This is a genomic window from Anaerotruncus sp. DFI.9.16 (assembly GCF_024461615.1).
GTDB lineage: Bacteria > Bacillota > Clostridia > Oscillospirales > Ruminococcaceae > Anaerotruncus > Anaerotruncus massiliensis.
Window position 1 is genome coordinate 1 of sequence record NZ_JANFZX010000056.1, and the last position, 18,519, is coordinate 18,519.

Annotated in this window: 16 protein-coding genes and 1 tRNA gene; 7 read left to right on the forward strand and 10 right to left on the reverse strand. The window is 63.9% G+C overall.

Annotation, left to right across the window (positions count from 1 at the left end):
- Positions 1–215 precede the first annotated feature (215 nt).
- Positions 216–2,429, reverse strand: a complete 2,214-nt coding sequence (locus NE609_RS14375) for a ribonuclease J (protein ID WP_256152898.1) — start codon at positions 2,427–2,429, stop codon at positions 216–218.
- Positions 2,430–2,680: 251 nt separating this feature from the next.
- The gene (locus tag NE609_RS14380; RefSeq protein ID WP_121586168.1) at positions 2,681–5,002 is read right to left on the reverse strand and encodes a sugar phosphate nucleotidyltransferase; all 2,322 of its coding nucleotides are present in this window, start codon (positions 5,000–5,002) and stop codon (positions 2,681–2,683) included.
- A gap of 188 nt (positions 5,003–5,190) precedes the next feature.
- On the opposite strand from NE609_RS14380, the gene rnhA reads away from it, so the two are divergent.
- The 3 genes from rnhA to nifU all read left to right on the forward strand — a co-directional run bounded on the left by rnhA (position 5,191) and on the right by nifU (position 7,385).
- Positions 5,191–5,640, forward strand: coding sequence for a ribonuclease HI (rnhA, locus tag NE609_RS14385; protein ID WP_101550221.1), 450 nt, complete (start codon positions 5,191–5,193; stop codon positions 5,638–5,640).
- Between the two features lie 99 nt (positions 5,641–5,739).
- Positions 5,740–6,933, forward strand: a complete 1,194-nt coding sequence (gene nifS, locus NE609_RS14390) for a cysteine desulfurase NifS (protein ID WP_121586167.1) — start codon at positions 5,740–5,742, stop codon at positions 6,931–6,933.
- 23 nt (positions 6,934–6,956) lie between these two features.
- A complete protein-coding gene (nifU, locus tag NE609_RS14395; RefSeq protein WP_101550217.1) occupies positions 6,957–7,385 on the forward strand; it encodes a Fe-S cluster assembly scaffold protein NifU in 429 nt (142 codons plus the stop codon).
- Between the two features lie 58 nt (positions 7,386–7,443).
- On the opposite strand, the gene NE609_RS14400 is transcribed toward nifU, so the two are convergent.
- The 5 genes from NE609_RS14400 to NE609_RS14420 form a co-directional block, all read right to left on the reverse strand.
- The gene (locus tag NE609_RS14400; protein WP_101550215.1) at positions 7,444–8,379 is read right to left on the reverse strand and encodes a magnesium transporter CorA family protein; all 936 of its coding nucleotides are present in this window, start codon (positions 8,377–8,379) and stop codon (positions 7,444–7,446) included.
- Between the two features lie 368 nt (positions 8,380–8,747).
- Positions 8,748–9,221 carry a DUF4358 domain-containing protein gene (locus tag NE609_RS14405; protein WP_256152899.1) on the reverse strand — a complete coding sequence of 158 codons (474 nt, stop codon included), beginning with the start codon at positions 9,219–9,221 and terminating at the stop codon, positions 8,748–8,750.
- Between the two features lie 16 nt (positions 9,222–9,237).
- Positions 9,238–10,089, reverse strand: a complete 852-nt coding sequence (locus NE609_RS14410) for a GDSL-type esterase/lipase family protein (RefSeq protein WP_101550211.1) — start codon at positions 10,087–10,089, stop codon at positions 9,238–9,240.
- 550 nt (positions 10,090–10,639) lie between these two features.
- Complete coding sequence (locus NE609_RS14415) at positions 10,640–11,305, reverse strand: hypothetical protein (RefSeq protein ID WP_256152900.1); 666 nt, start codon at positions 11,303–11,305, stop codon at positions 10,640–10,642.
- 80 nt (positions 11,306–11,385) lie between these two features.
- Positions 11,386–11,468 (reverse strand) — tRNA-Leu (locus NE609_RS14420).
- A gap of 244 nt (positions 11,469–11,712) precedes the next feature.
- On the opposite strand from NE609_RS14420, the gene NE609_RS17870 reads away from it, so the two are divergent.
- Positions 11,713–12,159 (forward strand): YHYH domain-containing protein, encoded by a 447-nt coding sequence (locus NE609_RS17870; protein ID WP_367379954.1) that lies wholly within the window; start codon positions 11,713–11,715, stop codon positions 12,157–12,159.
- A 69-nt stretch (positions 12,160–12,228) separates the two neighbouring features.
- Here NE609_RS17870 and rsgA read toward each other — a convergent pair whose 3' ends face one another.
- From rsgA to NE609_RS14440, 3 genes are all read right to left on the reverse strand, one after another.
- Positions 12,229–13,620 carry a ribosome small subunit-dependent GTPase A gene (rsgA, locus tag NE609_RS14430; RefSeq protein WP_256152901.1) on the reverse strand — a complete coding sequence of 464 codons (1,392 nt, stop codon included), beginning with the start codon at positions 13,618–13,620 and terminating at the stop codon, positions 12,229–12,231.
- Between the two features lie 557 nt (positions 13,621–14,177).
- Positions 14,178–14,735: a 6-phospho-3-hexuloisomerase gene (gene hxlB / locus NE609_RS14435; RefSeq protein WP_121586161.1), complete on the reverse strand. Its 558-nt coding sequence runs from the start codon at positions 14,733–14,735 to the stop codon at positions 14,178–14,180.
- Between the two features lie 89 nt (positions 14,736–14,824).
- On the reverse strand, positions 14,825–15,664 hold the full coding sequence (locus NE609_RS14440; RefSeq protein ID WP_121586160.1) for a DeoR/GlpR family DNA-binding transcription regulator: 840 nt from the start codon (positions 15,662–15,664) through the stop codon (positions 14,825–14,827).
- Positions 15,665–16,046: 382 nt separating this feature from the next.
- Here NE609_RS14440 and NE609_RS14445 point away from each other — a divergent pair, with 382 nt between their 5' ends.
- From NE609_RS14445 to NE609_RS14455, 3 genes are read left to right on the forward strand one after another with little or no spacing between them, the layout of a single operon-like run.
- Positions 16,047–16,682 carry an orotidine 5'-phosphate decarboxylase / HUMPS family protein gene (locus tag NE609_RS14445; protein ID WP_147437512.1) on the forward strand — a complete coding sequence of 212 codons (636 nt, stop codon included), beginning with the start codon at positions 16,047–16,049 and terminating at the stop codon, positions 16,680–16,682.
- Positions 16,679–17,266, forward strand: coding sequence for a 6-phospho-3-hexuloisomerase (gene hxlB / locus NE609_RS14450; protein WP_256152902.1), 588 nt, complete (start codon positions 16,679–16,681; stop codon positions 17,264–17,266). The genes NE609_RS14445 and hxlB (NE609_RS14450) overlap by 4 nt, the downstream gene beginning before the upstream one ends.
- 55 nt (positions 17,267–17,321) lie before the next feature.
- Positions 17,322–18,470: a substrate-binding domain-containing protein gene (locus tag NE609_RS14455; RefSeq protein ID WP_121586157.1), complete on the forward strand. Its 1,149-nt coding sequence runs from the start codon at positions 17,322–17,324 to the stop codon at positions 18,468–18,470.
- Positions 18,471–18,519 lie beyond the last annotated feature (49 nt).

Here is an 18,519-nt window from a genome sequence, read left to right on the forward strand (position 1 = left end):
CCCCCCCCCCCCCCCCCCCCCCCCCCCCCCCCCCCCCCCCCCCCCGCTTCTGCATGCAGTTCATCAGGGGGTGGTCCATGGAGGGGGACGACCCGATCCCCTCCATGAGGCGCGCCGGGCGGGCGTCGGCGCAAAGCGCCGCTCCGGCCCATCGGGCCGGACAGTCCCGTCCCTCCTTAACGTGCTTTTGGGCGGGAGCCAAAAGCACGCGCGCCCTAGACCTCCTGGATCACCGGCAGGATCATCGGGCTGCGCTTGGTGCGGCTGTAGAAATAAGAAGAAAGGGAATCGCGCACCTGCGTTTTGAGGTTGCCCCAGTCGCTGACATGCTTTTTGGTGCAGCCTTCGATCGTCTGCTTGGCGACGGTGCGCGCCTCGGCGAGCATATCCTCCGCCTCGCGCACGTAGACGAAGCCGCGCGAGATGATGTCCGGGCCCGCGACGATCTGGCCGTTGGTCCCGTCGATGGTGGTGACCACCACGATGAGGCCGTCCTCGCCCAAATGCTTGCGGTCGCGCAGCACAATGCTGCCGACGTCGCCGACGCCGAGACCGTCGACGAGGATGCGCCCGGACGGGACGATCTCTCCCGTCTTGACCGACACGCCGTCGAGCTCGAAGACGTGGCCGTTCTCGCCGATAAAGATGTTTTCGGGCGGGATGCCCATCGCCAGCGCGAGGCCGGCGTGGCGCTTGAGCTGCTTATACTCGCCGTGCACCGGGAAGAAGAACTTCGGCTTGGTGAGCGCGAGCATGATCTTCAGCTCCTCCTGGCAGGCGTGGCCCGAGACGTGCACCTCGTACATCCGCTCGTAGATCACGTCGGCGCCCAGCCGCATCAGGTCGTTGACGACGCGGCCGACCGTCTTTTCGTTGCCGGGAATGGGGTTGGCGCTGATGATGATGAAGTCGTTCGCGGTGACCGACACCTTACGGTGGTCGCCCGACGCCATGCGCGAAAGCGCGCTCATCGGCTCGCCCTGGCTGCCCGTCGTGATGAGGACGACGTCCTCGGGGCGGTAGCGGTTGATGTCGTCGATGTCGATCATGACGCCCTCGGGGGGCTTGAGGTAGCCGAGCTCGGTCGAGACGAGCACGGTGTTGACCATGCTGCGGCCGGAGACGGCGACCTTGCGGCCGTATTTCGCGGCCGCCTCGCAGACGAGCTGCATGCGGTGGATGTTGGACGAGAAGGTCGCAACGATGATCCGCTTATGCTCCGCCTGCTTGAAGAGCTTGTCGAAGCTCTCGGCGACCGTCACCTCGGTGGGGGTGAAGCCGGGACGCTCGGCGTTGGTCGAATCGGACAGCAGCGCGAGCACGCCCTTGCCGCCCAGCTCGCCGAACCGCGCGAGGTCGATGATGTCGCCGATGATCGGCGTATAGTCGATTTTGAAGTCGCCCGTCTGGATGATGACGCCCGCCGGGGTGTGGATGGCCAGCGCGACCGCGTCGGGGATCGAGTGGTTGACGCGGATGAACTCGACCTCGAAGCAGCCGAGCTTGATCGTCTCCTGCGGAGCGATCTGCACGAGCTTGACCTTGCCGTAAAGCCCGTGCTCGCGCAGCTTGTTCTCAATGAGCCCGAGGGTCAGCCGGGTGGCATAGACGGGGACGTTGAGCTGCTTGAGGAAGTAGGCCAGCGCGCCGATGTGGTCCTCGTGGCCGTGGGTGATGACGATGCCGCGTACCTTGTCGCGGTTTTTCATCACATAGGTGAAGTCGGGCAGCACGAGGTCGACGCCCAGCATGTTTTCATCCGGGAAGGTCATACCGCAGTCGACGAGGAACATGTCATCCATACACTCGTAGACCGTCACGTTCTTGCCGACCTCCAGAAGGCCGCCCAGAGGGATGACGCGCACCGGGGTTTTGCGCTGTTCCTTTTGGCCCTTGCGCCTGCGGCCCTGCTGTTTGGCCGCGTCCTGGCGCGCCTCGGCCGCCTGGCGGGCCTTGCCCGGCTCGGAAAGCTCGATCGTCGCGCCGACGACCACCGGGGCCTTTTTGCCGCCCCTGGAAGGCTTTTTCGGCGCCTTCGGCGCCTGCTTGGCAGCCGCGGCCTTTGGGGCCGCGGGCTGTTTCGCGGCCTGCTTGGGAGCCTGCTGCTTCGGGGCCTGCTGTTTGCCCGCCTGCTGCTTGGCGCCCTGCTTGGGCTGCTTCTGCTGTTTCTGGGGCGCGTCCTGTTTTTCATTCTGCGCCTTGGCGGCGCCGTTCCCCTGCTTCTCAGCGGATTTGGGCGCGGCTTTTTTCGGCGTCTCCGCTTTGGGGAGCGCCTTCTGGATCAGCTTGGCCGCAGCCTCTTTCACCGGCTGCCGGGGCTTTTTCTTCTGCGCGCCGCGTTCGACGACCGAACGCTTTTCGAGCGCGTCAAGCCCAAGGCCGAGCTGTTCGTCGGTCAATTTACCACCGACTTTTTTTTCATCTGTCACAAATGTACCTCCATGTTTTATGCAATTAGCAACTGCTCTTATCAAAATCCGGCAGAAAAGATCACAAAATCAGAACCCATCCTCCAACTGCTTACCCGGTCATGCCCAATCCACGAAACGGGTCAGCATCCCCGCCGGAAAGGACATCAATCGCAGTGAGAGAATAGGCGATGAAATTCCGTCAGCCGAATTCTTCTACCATCAAACGCATTGTGAAAATGCGTAAACCGAACACATGATTATTATACATTTTACCCGATTTCCCCCTCTTTGTCAAGCAAGCCCTCCAGCCGCCTGGTAAAATCTGCACAGAGCTCCTCCGCGATCTCCCAGCTCGCGGCCTCCGCGAAGACGCGGATGGCGCCGCCGTTTTTGCGCGGGCGCAGCAGCACGACGCCGCGGTCGCCCCGCACGACGACCCCCTCCCCCGCGCGCTCCCCGGCAAACTGCCCAAGCGCGCGCGCGGGCGGCGTCCGGATGGGCACCATCCGTTCCGCCTCGGCAAAGGGCGGGAGCTGCCGGTCGAGCTCGCGCAGCGAAAGCCCCCCGCGCTTCATGAGCGCGAGCAGCTGCACGGCGAGCATCAGCCCGTCGCGCGCGCACTGCTGGCGCGCCGCGAGCTTCCTGCCCTGCGCGTCCGAGCCGTCCGCCGGGCAGAGCAGGTAGCGGTAGACCCGCCGTCCCCGCTCGCCGGCCAGCGTGTCGAGCGCCCGCGGAAAGTCGTTTTCCACCGCGACGTCCTCCTGCTGCTCGAACTGCGCGAGGCACCACGCCGCCACCGCCCGGTGGCACCCGAGCTTCGTCTCCCCCTCCGAGAGCTCCAGCCGCCGCCCGTCCTCCGAGAGGGTGAGCTGCAGCGCCGCCTCCTCCGCGATCTCGCAGCCGAGCTTCGTCAGCACATCGGAGAGCAGCCGCCCCGCGGCGGCGTTTCCGCAGGCGACCCGCGCGCGCATCCCGTCAAGCCCGTCAGGGGCCTGCCGCAGCAGCTCGGTCAGGTACATGACCCCGATGCCGCTCATGTCCACGCAGTCGCCGAACCCGTCCGCCCCCGCGCGGGCGAACTCCCCGCGCGAAAGCGCCAGCTCGATCTCCCGCTCGACCCGGCGGGTGGCGGGCAGCCCCGCCTCGCAGAGCACCTTGATCGCGTTCTGCTCCCCGGCGCAGAGGTAGACCCCCAACGTCAGGGCGTTGTAGCCCATCGCGAAGCCGAAGAGCGCCTCGAAGACGCTTCCGAAGTCGAGCACCGGCGCGCCGGTCGAGCGCACCCCCGCGATAAGCGCCGCGCCGAGCACCTTGGCGCACCGCGCGTCCCCCGTCGCCACGCCGACCGGACGGCCCTTGGCGAGGGTACCGACCGCACAGCCGATCCGCACGGCAAGCTCGGGGGTCAGCTCCACGCCGACCTCGCCGCACATCCCCTCGTCGTCGAAGGCGCAGGCCGCGCCCCCCTTTGCCGAGAGATGGTCGGAGACTGCCGCGCCGTCCGGGACCTTCACGCCGCCCGCGACCCGGATGCCCGCGCGGACCTCCGCACCCGCGCCGACGGCGGCGCCTTCGCCGACCGCCGCGCCCTCCCCGAGCCGGGCGCGCGACTTGACCGCCGCGCCGGGGCAGAGGACCGCGCCTTCGGCGGCGGCGTGCTCGCCGAGCACGCTGCGGGGCAGCAGCACGCTCCCCCGCACCTGCGCGCCCGCGCCGACGGTGCAGCCGTCGTCAAGCACGCTGCCCTCCCCGACCTGCGCGTTGCCGCCGATCCGCACCCCTTCGCCGACCCACACGGGCGGCGTCAGCTCGTAGCGGCCGGCGGGCCGCCTGCCCGCGAAGTAGTTGCCGGCGGCGTCCCGCTCCCCGCGCAGGCGGCAGCGCACCCGCCCCGCGAGCAGGTCCGCCTGCGCGCGCCGGTAGGCCCCGAGGTCGCCGATGTCGCACCAGTAGCCCGACAGGGTGCAGTTTTTGAGGAGCATCCCCCGCTCGAGCATCGCGGGGAAGAGATCGGACGCAAAGTCGAATTTCCGGCCCTCGGGAATCATATTGACCGCCTCGGGGGACAGGATATAGATGCCGGTGTTGGCAAGCTCGCTCGTCGCCTGCGCATAGGAGGGCTTTTCCACGAAGCCGGTGATCCGGTCGGTTTCGTCCGCCACGACCAGCCCGTATTCACGCGGGTCGTCCACCTTCGCGGTCACGATGGTGACCGCCGCGCCGCTCTCCCGGTGCGCCTCCACCGCCTGACGCAGCGGGAAGTCGCAGAGCGCGTCGCCGCTGATGACGAGCGCGGGGCCGTCGGGCGCGCCGAGCGCGTTTTTGACGCTGCCCGCCGTGCCGAGCGGCGCCTCCTCCTCGCAGAAGGAGAGCTTCACCCCCGCGAACTCCGCGCCCTCAAAATGGCCGGTGAGCCGCTCGGGCAGGTACTGCAGGGTGAGCACGCTCTCAAAGATCCCGTTTTCCGCGAGCAGCTCGAGGATGTATTCCACGACGGGGCGGCCGCACAGCCGCGCCATCGGTTTGGGGACGTTTTCCGTGAGCGGGCGCAGACGCGAGCCCTGTCCGCCCGCCATAATGACCGCTTTCATCAGATGGGGAACCCTCCGTACAAACAGATTTACCGCTAGTATGGACGAAATCCCCCATCTTTACACTTTCCCGGCCGCCCGGGCGCAAAAAAACGGCCGCGCCCCTTGTAAAAAAGAGCAAAATCGTCTACAATATTTTCCGGTGTCTATCGCCGGGAAACCGGCAGTTTCACGGCACGGAGGAACGGATGCGTAAACAGGTCGAAATCTTTACCGACGGCGCCTGCTCGGGCAATCCCGGCGCGGGCGGCTGGGGGGCGGTCCTGCGGTTCGGGCGGCACGAGAAGGAGCTCTCGGGCGGCGAAATGCAGACCACCAACAACCGCATGGAGCTCACGGCGGTGATCATGGCGCTATCGGCGCTCAAGGAGCCCTGCACTGTCACGATCACCACCGATTCCAAATACGTCGCGGACGCGGTCTCCAAGGGCTGGGTCTACGGCTGGCAGAAGAAAAACTGGATGCGCGCCCCCGGCGAGCCGGTCAAAAACCCCGACCTGTGGAAGCGGCTGCTCGCGCTCCTCGCGGAGCACGACGTGACCTTCCGCTGGGTACGCGGGCACAACGGGCATCCCGAAAACGAGCGGTGCGACGCGCTCGCGGTCGCCGCGATCGAAAAGGTGCGGGAAAATCCGTGATTTTTTGCGGAACCCCTTGCAAAATATACTTTATCGGTATACAATAGAGGCGTAATCAAAAACAACCCTTACATTTCCGGATAGAATGGTGGTAAGCGAATGAAACGGTTTGTATACGCGGACAACGCCGCGACAACACAGATTTCCCCCGAGGTGCTCGAGGCGATGATGCCCTGGCTCACCGAGGGCTACGGCAACCCGTCGAGCATCTACGAGCTCGGGCGCAGCGCGGGCTTCGCCATCGAGGACGCGCGCAAAAAAGTCGCCGCCGCGCTCGGCGCCCAGCCGAACGAGATCTACTTCACCGGCTGCGGCTCGGAGAGCGACAACTGGGCGATCAAGGGTGCGGCGCACAAGCTCGCCGCCAAGGGCAAAAAACACATCGTCACGACGGTGTTCGAGCACCACGCGGTGCTGCACACCTGCGCGGCCCTCGAAAAGGAGGGCTTCGAGGTCACCTACCTGCCGGTGGACGAGCGGGGCCTCGTCGCGGCGAAGCAGGTCGCGGACGCCATCCGCCCCGACACCGCGCTCGTGACGATCATGTACGCGAATAACGAGATCGGCACCATCCTGCCGATCCCCGAGATCGGGGAGCTCTGCCGCGAACGGGGCGTCTGGTTCCACACCGACGCGGTGCAGGCGGTCGGCAACGTCCCGATCGACGTGCAGGCCCAGAAGATCGACATGCTCTCCCTCTCCGGCCACAAAATCCACGCCCCCAAGGGGATCGGCGCCCTCTACATCAGGAAGGGCATCCTGCTGCCCAACCTCATCGACGGCGGCGAGCAGGAGCGCGGACGCCGCGCCGGCACCGAAAACGTCGCGTCGATCATCGGACTCGGCCGCGCGATGGAAATCGCCTGCGCCGACATCCCGGCCAAGATCGCCAAGGTCACCCCGCTGCGCAACCGCATCATCGACGAGTTGCTCACCCTTCCCCTCTCCCGCCTCAACGGCGACCGGGAACGGCGGCTCGCGGGCAACGCGAACCTCTCCTTCGTCGGCGCGGAGGGCGAGGCGCTCCTGCTGGGGCTCGACATGCAGGGGGTGTGCGCCTCCTCCGGCTCCGCCTGTACGACCGGCTCCCTCGACCCGAGCCACGTGCTCCTCTCGCTGGGGCTCTGCCACGAGGTCGCCCACGGCTCGCTGCGCCTCACGATCACCGACTGGACCACCCCCGACGACGTCGAGCAGATCATCGCGGCGGTCAAATCGGTCGTGGAACGCACCCGCGCGATGTCCCCGCTGTGGGAGGATATCCAAACCGGTAAAAAAGCCTTTAGGGTCTAAGCATAGAAAGGACTGGATGCAGAATGTTATATTCGGATAAGGTGCTCGAGCATTTCGCCAACCCCCACAACGTCGGAGAAATCCCCGACGCGGACGGCGTGGGCGAGGTCGGCAACGCCAAATGCGGCGACATCATGAAGATGTACCTCAAAATCAAGGACGGCGTCATCGAGGACGCGAAATTCAAGACCTTCGGCTGCGGCGCGGCGATCGCGACCAGCTCGATGGCCACCGACATGATCAAGGGCTCGACCATCGAGGACGCGCTGAAGCTCTCCAATCAGGCGGTGGTCGAGGCGCTCGACGGCCTGCCCGCGAGCAAAATCCACTGCTCGGTGCTGGCCGAGCAGGCGGTCAAGGCGGCGCTCGCCGACTACTACCGCAAAAATGGCGTCGACCCCGACCCGATCGTCGGGACAATCACCGAGTGCGAGGCCTGCCACGGGCTGTAAACGAGAATTGAAAGAGCCGCCCATCTGGGCGGCTCTTTTTCTGCCTTGCGGCGGACATTCAGTGGAACATATCCTTCTTGACGAGGATGAAGGTGCCGATGCCGGCAATGATCAGCGAGATGACGATCGGCACCCACCAGACGGGGAACGGCAGCCCCGAGACGTTCATGCCGTAGAAGCTGAACACCATATTGGGGATGGCCATGACGATCGTGATGGCGGTGAGCACCTTCATGACGATGTTGAGGTTGTTGGAGATGACCGACGCGAAGGCGTCCATCATGCCCGAGAGGATGCCCGAATAGATATTGCACATCTCGATGGCCTGCTTGACCTCGATCAGCACGTCCTCGAGCAGGTCCTCGTCCTCCTCGTAGAGCTTGATGATGCGGCCGCGCAGGATTTTTTCGAGCGTGACCTCGTCCGATTTGAGGGAGGTGGAGAAATAGACGAGCGACTTTTCCAGCCCGAGCAGCTGGATGAGCTCCTTGTTGCGCATCGACTGGTGCAGGCGGCTCTCGGTGGTGGAGGAGAGCTTGTCGATCTGCTTGAGGTAGATGAGGAAGCGCGCGGCAATGCGCAGCAGCGTCAGCAGCAGAAAGCGGGTCTTGAGGGAGGTCTGCAGCCCCTTGACGCGGCCCTCCGCCATGTCCATGATCGTGAGGTTGTCGTTGAGGCAGACGGTGATGACATAGTCCCGCGTGATGATGATGCCCATCGGCAGGGTGGTGTAGAGCAGCGTCTTGTTCTCGTCGGTCTGCTCCTCGGCGGAGGGATAGTCGACGATGACGAGGGTCTGGTCCTCCTCGCTCTCGATGCGCGAGCTCTCCTCCTCGTCGAGCGCGGCCCGGACGAAATCGGGCTCCACGCCGAGATCGCCGGTCAGGTAGGCGACCTCCGCCTCGGTGGGGCTGACGACCGAAATCCAGCAGCCCGGCTCGGGCGCGTCGATCTTGAGGATGCGGTTGTCCACCGTCTTATAGAAATTCAGCATAGAATGGCCCCTTTCTCAGGGGCTTCTAAGCACGGTGGGATGCGCCCCTGACGATATTGTGTTTTTTGACACAGAGCTTCCACCAGCGGGTACTTCCCGGGTCAGGGTTCACATCGGCACCTCCAAACTGTTTGATCGGTTCAAATCCATATCCGGCGCCCGTTTGACGCCTTTCCCATTATAGCACATGATTCCCCGATTGCAAGCGCAAATTCCCGCAATCCGGACCCTCTTCCGTCTAGCCGCGCAAAAACCGTCCAAATCGGCCTGATTTCCGAAAATCCGGGTCAATACCGTCAAAATTGCGTAAAACGGGACGCGAGAAAGCCCCCGCGGGAACGGTACGTTCCCACGGGGGCTTCCGGCAGTCAGAACTGCGCTTCAAAGGTCTTTTCCACGGAGGAGGTGTCGTCCGCCATGACGAGCAGGACATAGTTCCCGTAGGTCAGCACGAGCGCGCCGCCAATCTTGGTCATCTCCTCGGGCTTGTAGTCCTCGTAGGAGAACTTCTGGTCCTCGATGCGCACATTGATCGCATCCTTGATATGCTGCACGTCCGCCGCGTCCTTCGCCTTGATGACGGTGACCTCCTCGGCGGTCGAGCGGGTGCCGCTCATGTACATCGACGCGTCCGCGACCTTCTCCTTGTCGAGCGAACTGTAAAGGCTGTAGAAGACCGTCTCGTCCGCCGTGACCATCTGGTCCTTGAGGTCGAGGCCGCCGGCCACCGCCGCGACAACGTCCGCCGCCGCGGGCTGCTTTCCGGAATCCGCCTGCTTGCCGCACGCCGCCAGCGAGAGGACCGCCAGCGATGCGAGCAGGACTGCTAAAATACGTTTCATGATGACAGCTCCTTATTTATGATACGGTGTGGGTTTTGAGGTATTCAAACCACTTGGTGTAATATTCCGGCCCAAAGTGCATCCCGTCGGTCGGGGAGGCCTCCTCGGGCAGTTCGCCCCTGTCGTTCTTGAGCGCCTCGGCCACGTTGACGAAGTAGACGCCCTTCTCCTTGCTAAGCTCGAGCAGCGCCGCGTTGAAGGCGTCGATGTGGCTGTTGTCCAGGTTGTAGATGTTGTCCGGCGTCACCGGAAGGATCGACTGGACGTAGATCAGCGCGTTCGGCTGGAGCGCCTTGATGTCGTCGAGCAGCTTGCCGTAACGGGCGATGAAGGTCGCGGTGTCCTCCCGGGCCTCGTTCCCGCCCAGCATGATGTAGAGTTTGGCGTAGGGCTTCTGCCCGAGCGCGTCCATGATCGTGATGCGCCCCTCCTCCGTCTTGACGACCTCGCGCGTGTAGACGGTGTCGAGGTTGACGCTGGTGCCCGCGAGCACCGTGGTGTTGGACATGAGCCCGTAGAGGCCGATCCCCTCGGTAATCGAATCCCCGACGAACGCCGCGTCGTCAAAGTAGGTGCCCATCACCCGCTCCGATTCGGGGACCGCCCCATCGGGCAGCGCGGGCTTCTCCGGCGCCTCCGGTTCGCTGCTCTCCTCCGGCTCGGAGGAGGACGCCTCCGGCTCGCTCGATTCCGGCGCGGCGCTTTCCGCCACGGAGGGCGCGCTCTCCTCCGGTTCGGCGGCCACCTTCTGCCAAATCCCGGCCACGGCCAGCGAAAAAACCAGCGCGAACGCCAGCAGGCCGAGCACCGGCCAGAGCATATTCCGATTGTGCCCGCGGATCACCTTGGGCGGTTTCTTTTCAAACATCCCTTTACTCCTAACGGCGGGAGCCGCCCCCCGCGTATTCCGTCCGTCCCCCGCCGCCCCTCCGGCCGCGGTAACGTGCTTATTATACAACATCGGCATTTGCCTTGTAAAGCCAGAAAATGGATGCCCGCAGCGCCCAAAAGGTTGCAAAACCGGCGAAAGCAGGGACATTCCGCCCCCTTTCTGTGACTGCGGCAAACGGTTCACAGAATATACACAAAGTTATAAACACTTTCCACCGAGTTTTCCACAGGACCGTTTCCCCGTAATCAGCGAAACGGCCCCCTTCTCCCCCGTCGTTTCAACAGCTTATCCACTGTATATTCGTCCGGGGCGCGGAAAATATACATGCATTTGTCCGCCAATGAAGGGCGGCGTCTGTCCGGAAGAAGGATTATACTTGAAGTCATACACCCCTTACGTGTCAAAATCTAACCGGATTTCTGCACCCCGCGCCCGCTTTTTTCCATCGCGGCGCCTCCGGCGCGGGAAGGCAAAAAAAATCCGGACGCAAAGCGTCCGGATTTTCGGCATGTCCGGAAGAGCGCCGCTATTCGGCGGCCTCCGTCTTTTCCCGCGCGCGGCGGGGGAGGATCGGCGGGAACAGCCCCATTTTCACGCCGATGCGGTGGAAGAGCAGCGCGAACCCGACCAGCAGGACGAGCTGCATCGGGACGACGATGTATCCGTTGAGGGTGTCGTAGCCGTAAACGGCGTGCCCGCCCTCCATGTCCACCATCAGGTCGGTGCGGGTGAGCCCGCCGTAGGGGGCAAATCCCTCGACAAGCTCCGCCGGCAGCTCCCCATGGACGATCGTCCCCACCGGCAGGAGGATGTCGTGGCTGTAGAGGCCGGGTTCCCCGTCGTCCCGGATCGCGTCATGGTTGATCCTCGCCGCGATCCGGCTGCCGTCCTCCAGTTCGAGCGCCTCCCACCGCCGGCTTTTGTAGAAGGGGCCGCCGTTGTTGAGGACGGCGTACAGGTCGCCGCCGAAGGTGAACGTTCCGTGCTCCAGCATCTCGTTCAGCGTGCTCGCCCGGAAGGTGTCCCCTGCGGCGGGCGCGCCCACCGTCCCCGCCCCGCCCGCGTTGGAAGCGGCGTAGGACTCGTAGAGCGCGGGGAATACGGCGTGGTTGAAGAGCCAGACGATCCCCAGCATGATCGGCAGAGCCAGCAGCAGGGAAAGCCAAATGTCAAAACGCAGTCTCCGTCTCAAGAAAAAGCCTCCTCCATTCGGCGCCCGGCGCGCCGGACAAAAATAAAAACACCAGCCGCCGCAGCGACTGGTGTCTTTTTTGGTGCGGTGGATGGGACTTGAACCCACACGCTCGCGCACACGCCCCTCAAACGTGCCTGTCTGCCGATTCCAGCACCACCGCATGTCCATCAGGACCGAGGGCAAATCAAAAGCCGAGCTTCACTCGACGAATTATACCTTACCATATTGATGCGGGAATGTCAAGGTGAAAAAGAGAATTTGTTGGAAAAATTGCCTTTTCAGCAGACGGCTTTTTGATCACGCCGCGCAGCCGCGGCGCGTATGGTTTTTCCTCCGCCGTTCGACAGATTTCGACATTCCCAGTATTTTCCGGAGGGTACAATGGGTGCAGGAGGTGTTGTCCCATGAAAAAAATGCTCTGCGTCCTGCTGTCCGTCCTGCTGCTTTCGCTGCCGGTTTCCGCCCATTCGGGGCGCACCGATTCCGCCGGCGGCCACCACGACAACAAAAACGTCAGCGGGCTCGGCCCCTACCACTACCACCACGGCTATCCCGCGCACCTGCATCCGAACGGCGTCTGCCCCTACGCGAGCGCGCCGGCGGCCCCCGCCGCTTCCGCGCCCGCCGAGGCCTCCGCCCCCGCGGCGGCGGCCGCGCCGGCCGTGACCGGCAAGACGGACGCCGAGAAGGCGCTCTTCCTGGACACCTATATCGCGCTCATCCAGGGGGAGGGCTCCACCGTCTACCACAGGCTCGACTGCGCCGACTTTGACGAGACGGCGGGCTTTGTGGCCTACAACACGGCGAACGCCGAGGCGATGGGTTACACCGCCTGCACGAAATGCCACTGAGCGGGCAGCGTCCCGCGCCGCAGAAAAGCAGCCGCTTACGCGGCTGCTTTTCATTTTCCCGATCCCCGCCTACGGCTTCTCCGGGGCGGCCTGCCAGAGCGGGAAGGGCGGCTCCGCCAGCGGCTTCACCGCGATGGACATGAGCAGGGCGGGGTTGTCGTCCGCCGCGATCCGGTTCGAGCTGAGCGCGCCGCACGCCCGGCAGCGGTGGATGAGGGCCCACTCCCCGTCCTTGCGCACCCAGACGCCGATGGGGTCCATCGTGCCCCCGCAGAGTGACGCCCGGTCCCCCGGGCGGTTGTCGACATGGACGCTCGACAGGCAGCGGGGACAGTGGTTGCGGTGGCGGCTCCCGGCGTCCTCCGGCGTCACCAGAGCGCCGCAGACCTTGCAGGTGAAGCTCTCCATGCAGGGCTCATGGCGGTAGTCCGCCTTCTTCCACTGCCGCAGGGTTTTAGAGAGCTCCTTCTGCCGGCGCTGCTTTTCCCGCAGGAAATCCGCCTTGCTTCCGGAAAGCCGCGATTCCTCCCGGAGCTTCCGGTAGGACTCCCAGCGTTCGGGCGAAATCTCACCGCGCCGGATCGCCTCCGCCACCGCGCAGCCGGGCTCCCCCTGGTGACTGCAGTCGCTGAACCGGCAGTGCCCGAGGTGCTCCTCGACGTCGGGGAAGCCGCGGGAGATCCCCTCCTCCGCCTCCCACATCCCGAGCTCGCGCATGCCGGGCGTGTCGATCGCCAGCACGCCGTTTTCCAGCAGGAGCAGCTGGCGGTGGGTGGTCGTGTGCCTGCCCCGCCCGTCCTTTTCACGGATGCCGGAGGTGCGCATGACCTCCCCGCCCGCCAGCGCGTTCACAAGGGTCGACTTTCCCGCGCCCGACGGGCCGAGGAAGACGACCGTCCTGCCCGGCTTCAGGTAGTCGGCGAGCTGGTCGAGGCCGTACCCCGTGCGGGCGCTGACCGCGAAGACCCCCGTCCCGGCGGCGAGCTTTTCCGCCGCGCGGAGCTGGTCCGTGAAGTCCTCCACGGCGTCCACCTTTGTGAGCAGGACCGCCGGGACGGCGCCCGACTGCCACGCGAGCGACAGGTACCGCTCCAGCCCGCGCGGGCGAAATCCGCTTCCGAGCGGCTGTAAAATGAAGACATAGTCGAAGTTCGCCGCCACCGCCTGCTCCCCGTGCCCGGACGAGGAGGGGTCCCGGCGGGAGAACCAGGTCCTGCGGGGCAGCGTCTCCAGGATGCGGCTTTCCCCGTCCTCCCGCCAGTCGAGCAGGACGAAATCCCCGACCGGGGGGCCGGCCCCCCGCTCCTCCCGGGGGGCGCCCGCCGCGAGGCGCGCGAGACCGGCGCCCCTGTCGCAGACGATCTCAAAGCAGCCGCGTCGGACCGCCGTTATGCGCGCCGGAATTCCCCGCGCGTCCTGCGGCAGGTCTGTCCGGCGAAATCCATATTGTTCGATATTCAAATGTTGTTCCCTCCGAATAAAATACAGGTTCCAAATGTTCGGCCGTTCCGGCCTCTCCTTTCCATCCGGGCTTTCCTCACCAAGACGCAAAAATCCCGCGGAAACAGAACCTTTCAGCCTGTCTCCGCGGGATTGTCCGGCGTGCCGCTGCGCGCGATCAGGGCGCAAAAAAGGACACGCCAAACGTGTCCTGCGCTGCGCAGCCTGCTGCGCGACAGTATTCACGAAAGGTGGCGCAAACGTCGCAAAAGCGCCGGGCGTTCCCCGCGCTCCCGCTCCGTTCCGGGCTATTCGGTTTTAGTGGAAAGCCACCTCATAAATTGCCGACATCAAGCGTTACTCCCTGTATGTTCCGATCAAACGGAAGGATTTGCAGATATCATATCCCATTTCGCGCAAAAATGCAAGGGGGAATTTTTCCCGCGCCGCGCGGCCGCAGGAAAAACCGGCAAAATCTCCGCCGAGGCGCGGCCCCGGCCGGTAAACGACAAAAAAAGGCGGCGGCTTCTGCCGCCGTCTTTTTTATTTCGGCCGCCGGCACGTCCTTCGGCGGGCCGTCACTCCAGGTTCGCGTGGTACTGCCAGAGCGCGTCAATATCGAGATGCTTCTGGTCGATGATCAGCTTCGCCAGGCTGTCGCCGTAAAGCAGCAGGCTCTGCTCGAACAGAGACGTCATAGGCTGCACCGAATTGAGCTCATCCGGAAGCCCCAGTTTGGTCTGCACCGGAATCCGGACAAAAATGTCCGCGATGGAGGTCAGCGTGCTCCGGGGATTCGAGCTGATGAGCGCCACCTTCGCGCCGAACAGCTTGGCCTTTTTCGCGATCGACACCGGCACCAGGCTTTCGCCGGAACCGGAACCCACGATCAGGATGTCCCGCTCGGTGATGGCCGGCTCCACAATCTCCCCAACAAAATAGCAGGGGATGCCAAGGTGGTTAAACCGCTTGCAGATCGCCTGAAGGGAGAGCAACACCCGCCCCACGCCCACGCAGAACACCTTGTCGGCGCCCAGGATCGCGTCGATCAGCGTCTGCGTCGTCTGCTCGTCGATCATCGAGAGCGCCTGCCCGCATTCCGCGATGATCTGCGGATAAGTCGTCTTGTAGCCCATAGTGTTTCTCCTTTCTGATACAGGAGGCGCGGGCGGGGACCGCCTTACGCCTTTCGTTCAGACGTGGAGCAACGGGTCCGTCATGCGTCTCAAGGTTTCCCCACAGGCGCGAACACAACAGGGGTTTCCAGCTTTTCAAAACTCGCCCGCTCCTCGTCGGTACAGTTATCATCCGTAACGATGAGCGTGAGCTGCGAGACGTCGCACACCTTGTGAAAACAGGTTTTATTGATCTTGTGGTGGTCGCAGAGCAGGATCACGCTGGAAGCCTGCTGGATGATCCGCTGCTTGATCACGGCGCGGTTTGCGTCCGCCGTCATCGTCAGCGTGACGCCGTTGGCCGCGAGCCCGTTCGCGGACATGCAGTAGCAGTCCGCGTAGACGTTCTGGTAGTACGCCAGCGTGCCCGCCGAATCGAAGGTGTCCGAGGTCATGTTGTAGACCCCGCCGGGCAGGGTCAGATTGATGTGGGGGTTTTGCGCCAGCGTGTCCGCGTTGAGCAGCGAGTTGGTCACCACGCTCAACTCCTCCTTGTAGTGGGAGAGCTCCCGCGCGAGGGTAAGACAAGTAGACCCGCCGTCCAGGATGATCGACTGATGGGGCTTGATCACGTTCTCAGCCACATACCGTGCGATGGCGAATTTTTCTTTTGTCGCGTAATTCAGATGATCGGAAATCGTTACGCCGCCATAGGTGTCGTCCAGCGCCGAAGCGCCCCCGAAGGTCCGTTGGATCAGCTTCATCTGATCCAGCTCCCGCAGGTCGTTGCGTATGGTTGCTTCGCTGCACCCAAGCTCCCTGCACAGCTCCTGATTGCTCATGGATTTTTTCTGCATCAGGAGAAAAAGGATCTTGTTCTGGCGGATGCCTTTTTTGGAAAAGGCATAGTCCCGCAGTTCCAGTTTGGTGGGGGTGAAATTCGGATACATCGTCGGCCACTTCCTGTTCTTCTCATAGTGTCAGGAGCGGTTGTGCGAAACGAGGCAGCCAATGGTTCCCTGCCTCATGTTTTCATCATATCTCCCGATCGGAAGGTTGTCAACTTTCAAAATCGATAAAAAAGTTATCGATTTTTTGTCGATTTTGAGAAAAACAAGTTATAATCAGCTTTTTCAGGCTATTTCGCAGTTGAAATGGTAATATTTTTGTCGATTGTTGTGTAAACATTAAAATATTTTTGTTTATTTGCCTGAAAGTCGCTAAAATCTGTTGACAGTTCTTAAACTTCACGACTATCATGAAGACAAACCGATAACATTCTTAACGATTTGCAAAAAACGCGATAATACACGGAAAGGCGGGATCGTTACCTTGAAACTCCAATACGCAATGGACCTCTGCGGCGTCGAGGCCGCCGTCGACACGCTGCGGATGCTGGGGGACGCGGTGGATATCGCGGAAGTCGGGACCCCCATGCTTTTGAAATTCGGGCTGGACGCCGTGCGCCGGGTGCGCGCCGCGTTCCCCGCGCTCACGCTCCTCGCGGACGCGAAGATTATCGACGCCGGGGAACTGGAGGCCGCCCTGGCTTTCGACGCGGGCGCGGATATCGTCACCGTGATGGGCACCACCAATGAGTCCACCATCCGCGGCGTCATCGACTGTGCGCGCGGCCGCGGCAAAAAGAGCTTTATCGACACCATGTGCGTCGAGCCCATCGAGGAGGCCTGCGGGCGGTACGCCGCCTGGGGGGCGGACTACATCTGCATCCACAACGCCACCGACCTGCTCGACATCGACGCGACGCTCGCACTGGCAAAGCGCGCCCTGACGGCGATCGAACCGGAACGTCTTGTCATCGCGGGCGGCGTCAACGAGCGGACCGCCCATAAGCTGCAGGCCTATGCGCCCGGGATCGTCGTGGTCGGAAGCGCCATCGCAAAATCCGCGGACCCGCGGGCCACCGCGCTGCGCCTCAGGGATCTCGCGGCTGGGAGCGGCATATGAGCCACGGCCTCTTCGACGCCGCGGTCAACGAGGTGCTCCGCGCCCTCCGCGGGATCGATCCGGAGCAGCTGCAAAACGCCGTTGCCATGATTCGGCGCGCCCCCCGCGTCTATCTTGCGGGGTGCGGCCGGTCGGGCTACATGATGCGCGCCTTTACCATGCGGCTGATGCACATGGGGCTTTCCGCCTGCTTCGTGGGCGACACCTGCACCCCGGCCGCCCGGGCGGGCGATCTGCTGGTCGTCGGCTCCGGCTCCGGGGAGACGGGGAGCCTCAAATACTGCGCCGCCAGCGCCAAAGCCCTCGGCATGGAACTGCTGGCGCTGACGGGCAAGCCAGGCTCCACACTGGGAAGGATGGCGGACGCTCTGGTCGTGATCCCCTCCGGAACGCCGGGCAAGCGCCCAGACGGCTCGCTCGTGCTTCCATCCGACGCGCGTCCGGAGGAAAATAGCGTGCTCGTCATGGGTTCCGTGGCGGAAATCAGCCTGCTGATCTGCACCGACGCCCTCGTAAGCCTGCTCATGGAGGAGCTGGGCGTCTCCCCGGACGAGATGGCCCGCCGGCACGCGAACCTCGAATAAACAATGTCGTAAAAGGCCCCAAAACCTTTTATCCAATTAAAAAGGAGGATATGAAATGAAAAGGAACCTTTGCAAACTTCTGGCGGCCGTAATGGCGGCCGCGATGCTGCTCACCGCCTGCGGAGCCCCCGCGGAAACCGCCGCCCCGGCGGAACCGCAGCAGCCCGCCGCCAGCGGCGCGGCGGACGCCGGGACCGGCACGGACGCGGATTCCGCCGCGCCGGCCGAAGGCGGGTACGTCCTGGCGGATTTCAAGAGCGACAAGCCCGAATCCGAGTGGAAGCTCGCCGTCGTTCCCCAGTGGGGCGCCGCGCCCTGGTGGGTGCGCGGCAACGAGGGCACCAAGCGGTTCGCTTCGGAGACCGGACTGAACGCCTATGAGGCCAGCCCCTCCGAGAGCGAGGTCGCGGCGCAGATCCAGGTCGTTGAGGACCTCATCGCGCAGGACGTCGACGCCATCTGCATCTGCATGATCGACCCCGCCGCCATGGAGCCCATCCTCAAGACCGCCCTCGACAAGGGGATCGTCGTCATCTCCCACGAGGCGTCCACGGCGCAGAACGTTCTGTTCGACCTGGAAGCCTTCTCCAATGAGGACTACGGCGCCATGATGATGGACCTGCTCGCGGAATCCATGGGCGAGGAGGGCACCTACGCCACCATGGTCGGCAACCTGACGAAGGTTTCCCACATGACCTGGACCTCGGCCGAGGTGGCCCGCCAGAAGGAAGCCTATCCCAACATGCAGCTCCTCAATGACACGAACCCCTCCATGGAGTCGGGCGACTCGAGCGACGGCGCCTACGAGCGCACCAAGGAACTGCTCACCGCCAATCCCGACGTGAAAGGCATCCTCACCTCCAGCTCCCTGGAGCCGGTTGGCGTGGGCCGCGCGCTGGAAGAGATGGGACTGGCCGGGAAGGTCAAGGTCGTCGGCACCGGGATGCCCAGCGACCTGAGGACCCTCGTGGAGAACGGCACGGTTGATTCCATCTGCGTGTGGGACCCCGCGGCCGCCTGCTACTCCATGCTCCAGCTTGCCACAAAGATCCTGCGCGGCGAAGAGATCGATGTGAACGCCGGCGTGGACCTCGGCGTGGAGGGCTGGACCGAGATGAAGCCCATCGACGGCAACCCCAAGGTGCTGGCCGGGCAGGGCTGGCTGACCTACAACAAGGACAACATCGCGGAAGGCGAGTTCTGACAGAGCGGCTCTCCCCTCCGGGGGGGGGGGGGGGGGGGGGGGGGGGGGG

What these genes read in the sequence shown, in the direction of transcription:
- NE609_RS17870 (WP_367379954.1), top strand. Translation starts at nt 11,713, where the DNA reads ATGAAAAAAATGCTCTGCGTCCTGCTGTCCGTCCTGCTGCTTTCGCTG.
- NE609_RS14380 (WP_121586168.1), bottom strand. Translation starts at nt 5,002, where the DNA reads ATGAAAGCGGTCATTATGGCGGGCGGACAGGGCTCGCGTCTGCGCCCG.
- nifU (WP_101550217.1), top strand. Translation starts at nt 6,957, where the DNA reads ATGTTATATTCGGATAAGGTGCTCGAGCATTTCGCCAACCCCCACAAC.
- hxlB (WP_121586161.1), bottom strand. Translation starts at nt 14,735, where the DNA reads ATGGGCTACAAGACGACTTATCCGCAGATCATCGCGGAATGCGGGCAG.
- NE609_RS14400 (WP_101550215.1), bottom strand. Translation starts at nt 8,379, where the DNA reads ATGCTGAATTTCTATAAGACGGTGGACAACCGCATCCTCAAGATCGAC.
- NE609_RS14410 (WP_101550211.1), bottom strand. Translation starts at nt 10,089, where the DNA reads ATGTTTGAAAAGAAACCGCCCAAGGTGATCCGCGGGCACAATCGGAAT.
- NE609_RS14440 (WP_121586160.1), bottom strand. Translation starts at nt 15,664, where the DNA reads ATGTATCCGAATTTCACCCCCACCAAACTGGAACTGCGGGACTATGCC.
- rnhA (WP_101550221.1), top strand. Translation starts at nt 5,191, where the DNA reads ATGCGTAAACAGGTCGAAATCTTTACCGACGGCGCCTGCTCGGGCAAT.
- nifS (WP_121586167.1), top strand. Translation starts at nt 5,740, where the DNA reads ATGAAACGGTTTGTATACGCGGACAACGCCGCGACAACACAGATTTCC.
- NE609_RS14455 (WP_121586157.1), top strand. Translation starts at nt 17,322, where the DNA reads ATGAAAAGGAACCTTTGCAAACTTCTGGCGGCCGTAATGGCGGCCGCG.
- hxlB (WP_256152902.1), top strand. Translation starts at nt 16,679, where the DNA reads ATGAGCCACGGCCTCTTCGACGCCGCGGTCAACGAGGTGCTCCGCGCC.
- NE609_RS14405 (WP_256152899.1), bottom strand. Translation starts at nt 9,221, where the DNA reads ATGAAACGTATTTTAGCAGTCCTGCTCGCATCGCTGGCGGTCCTCTCG.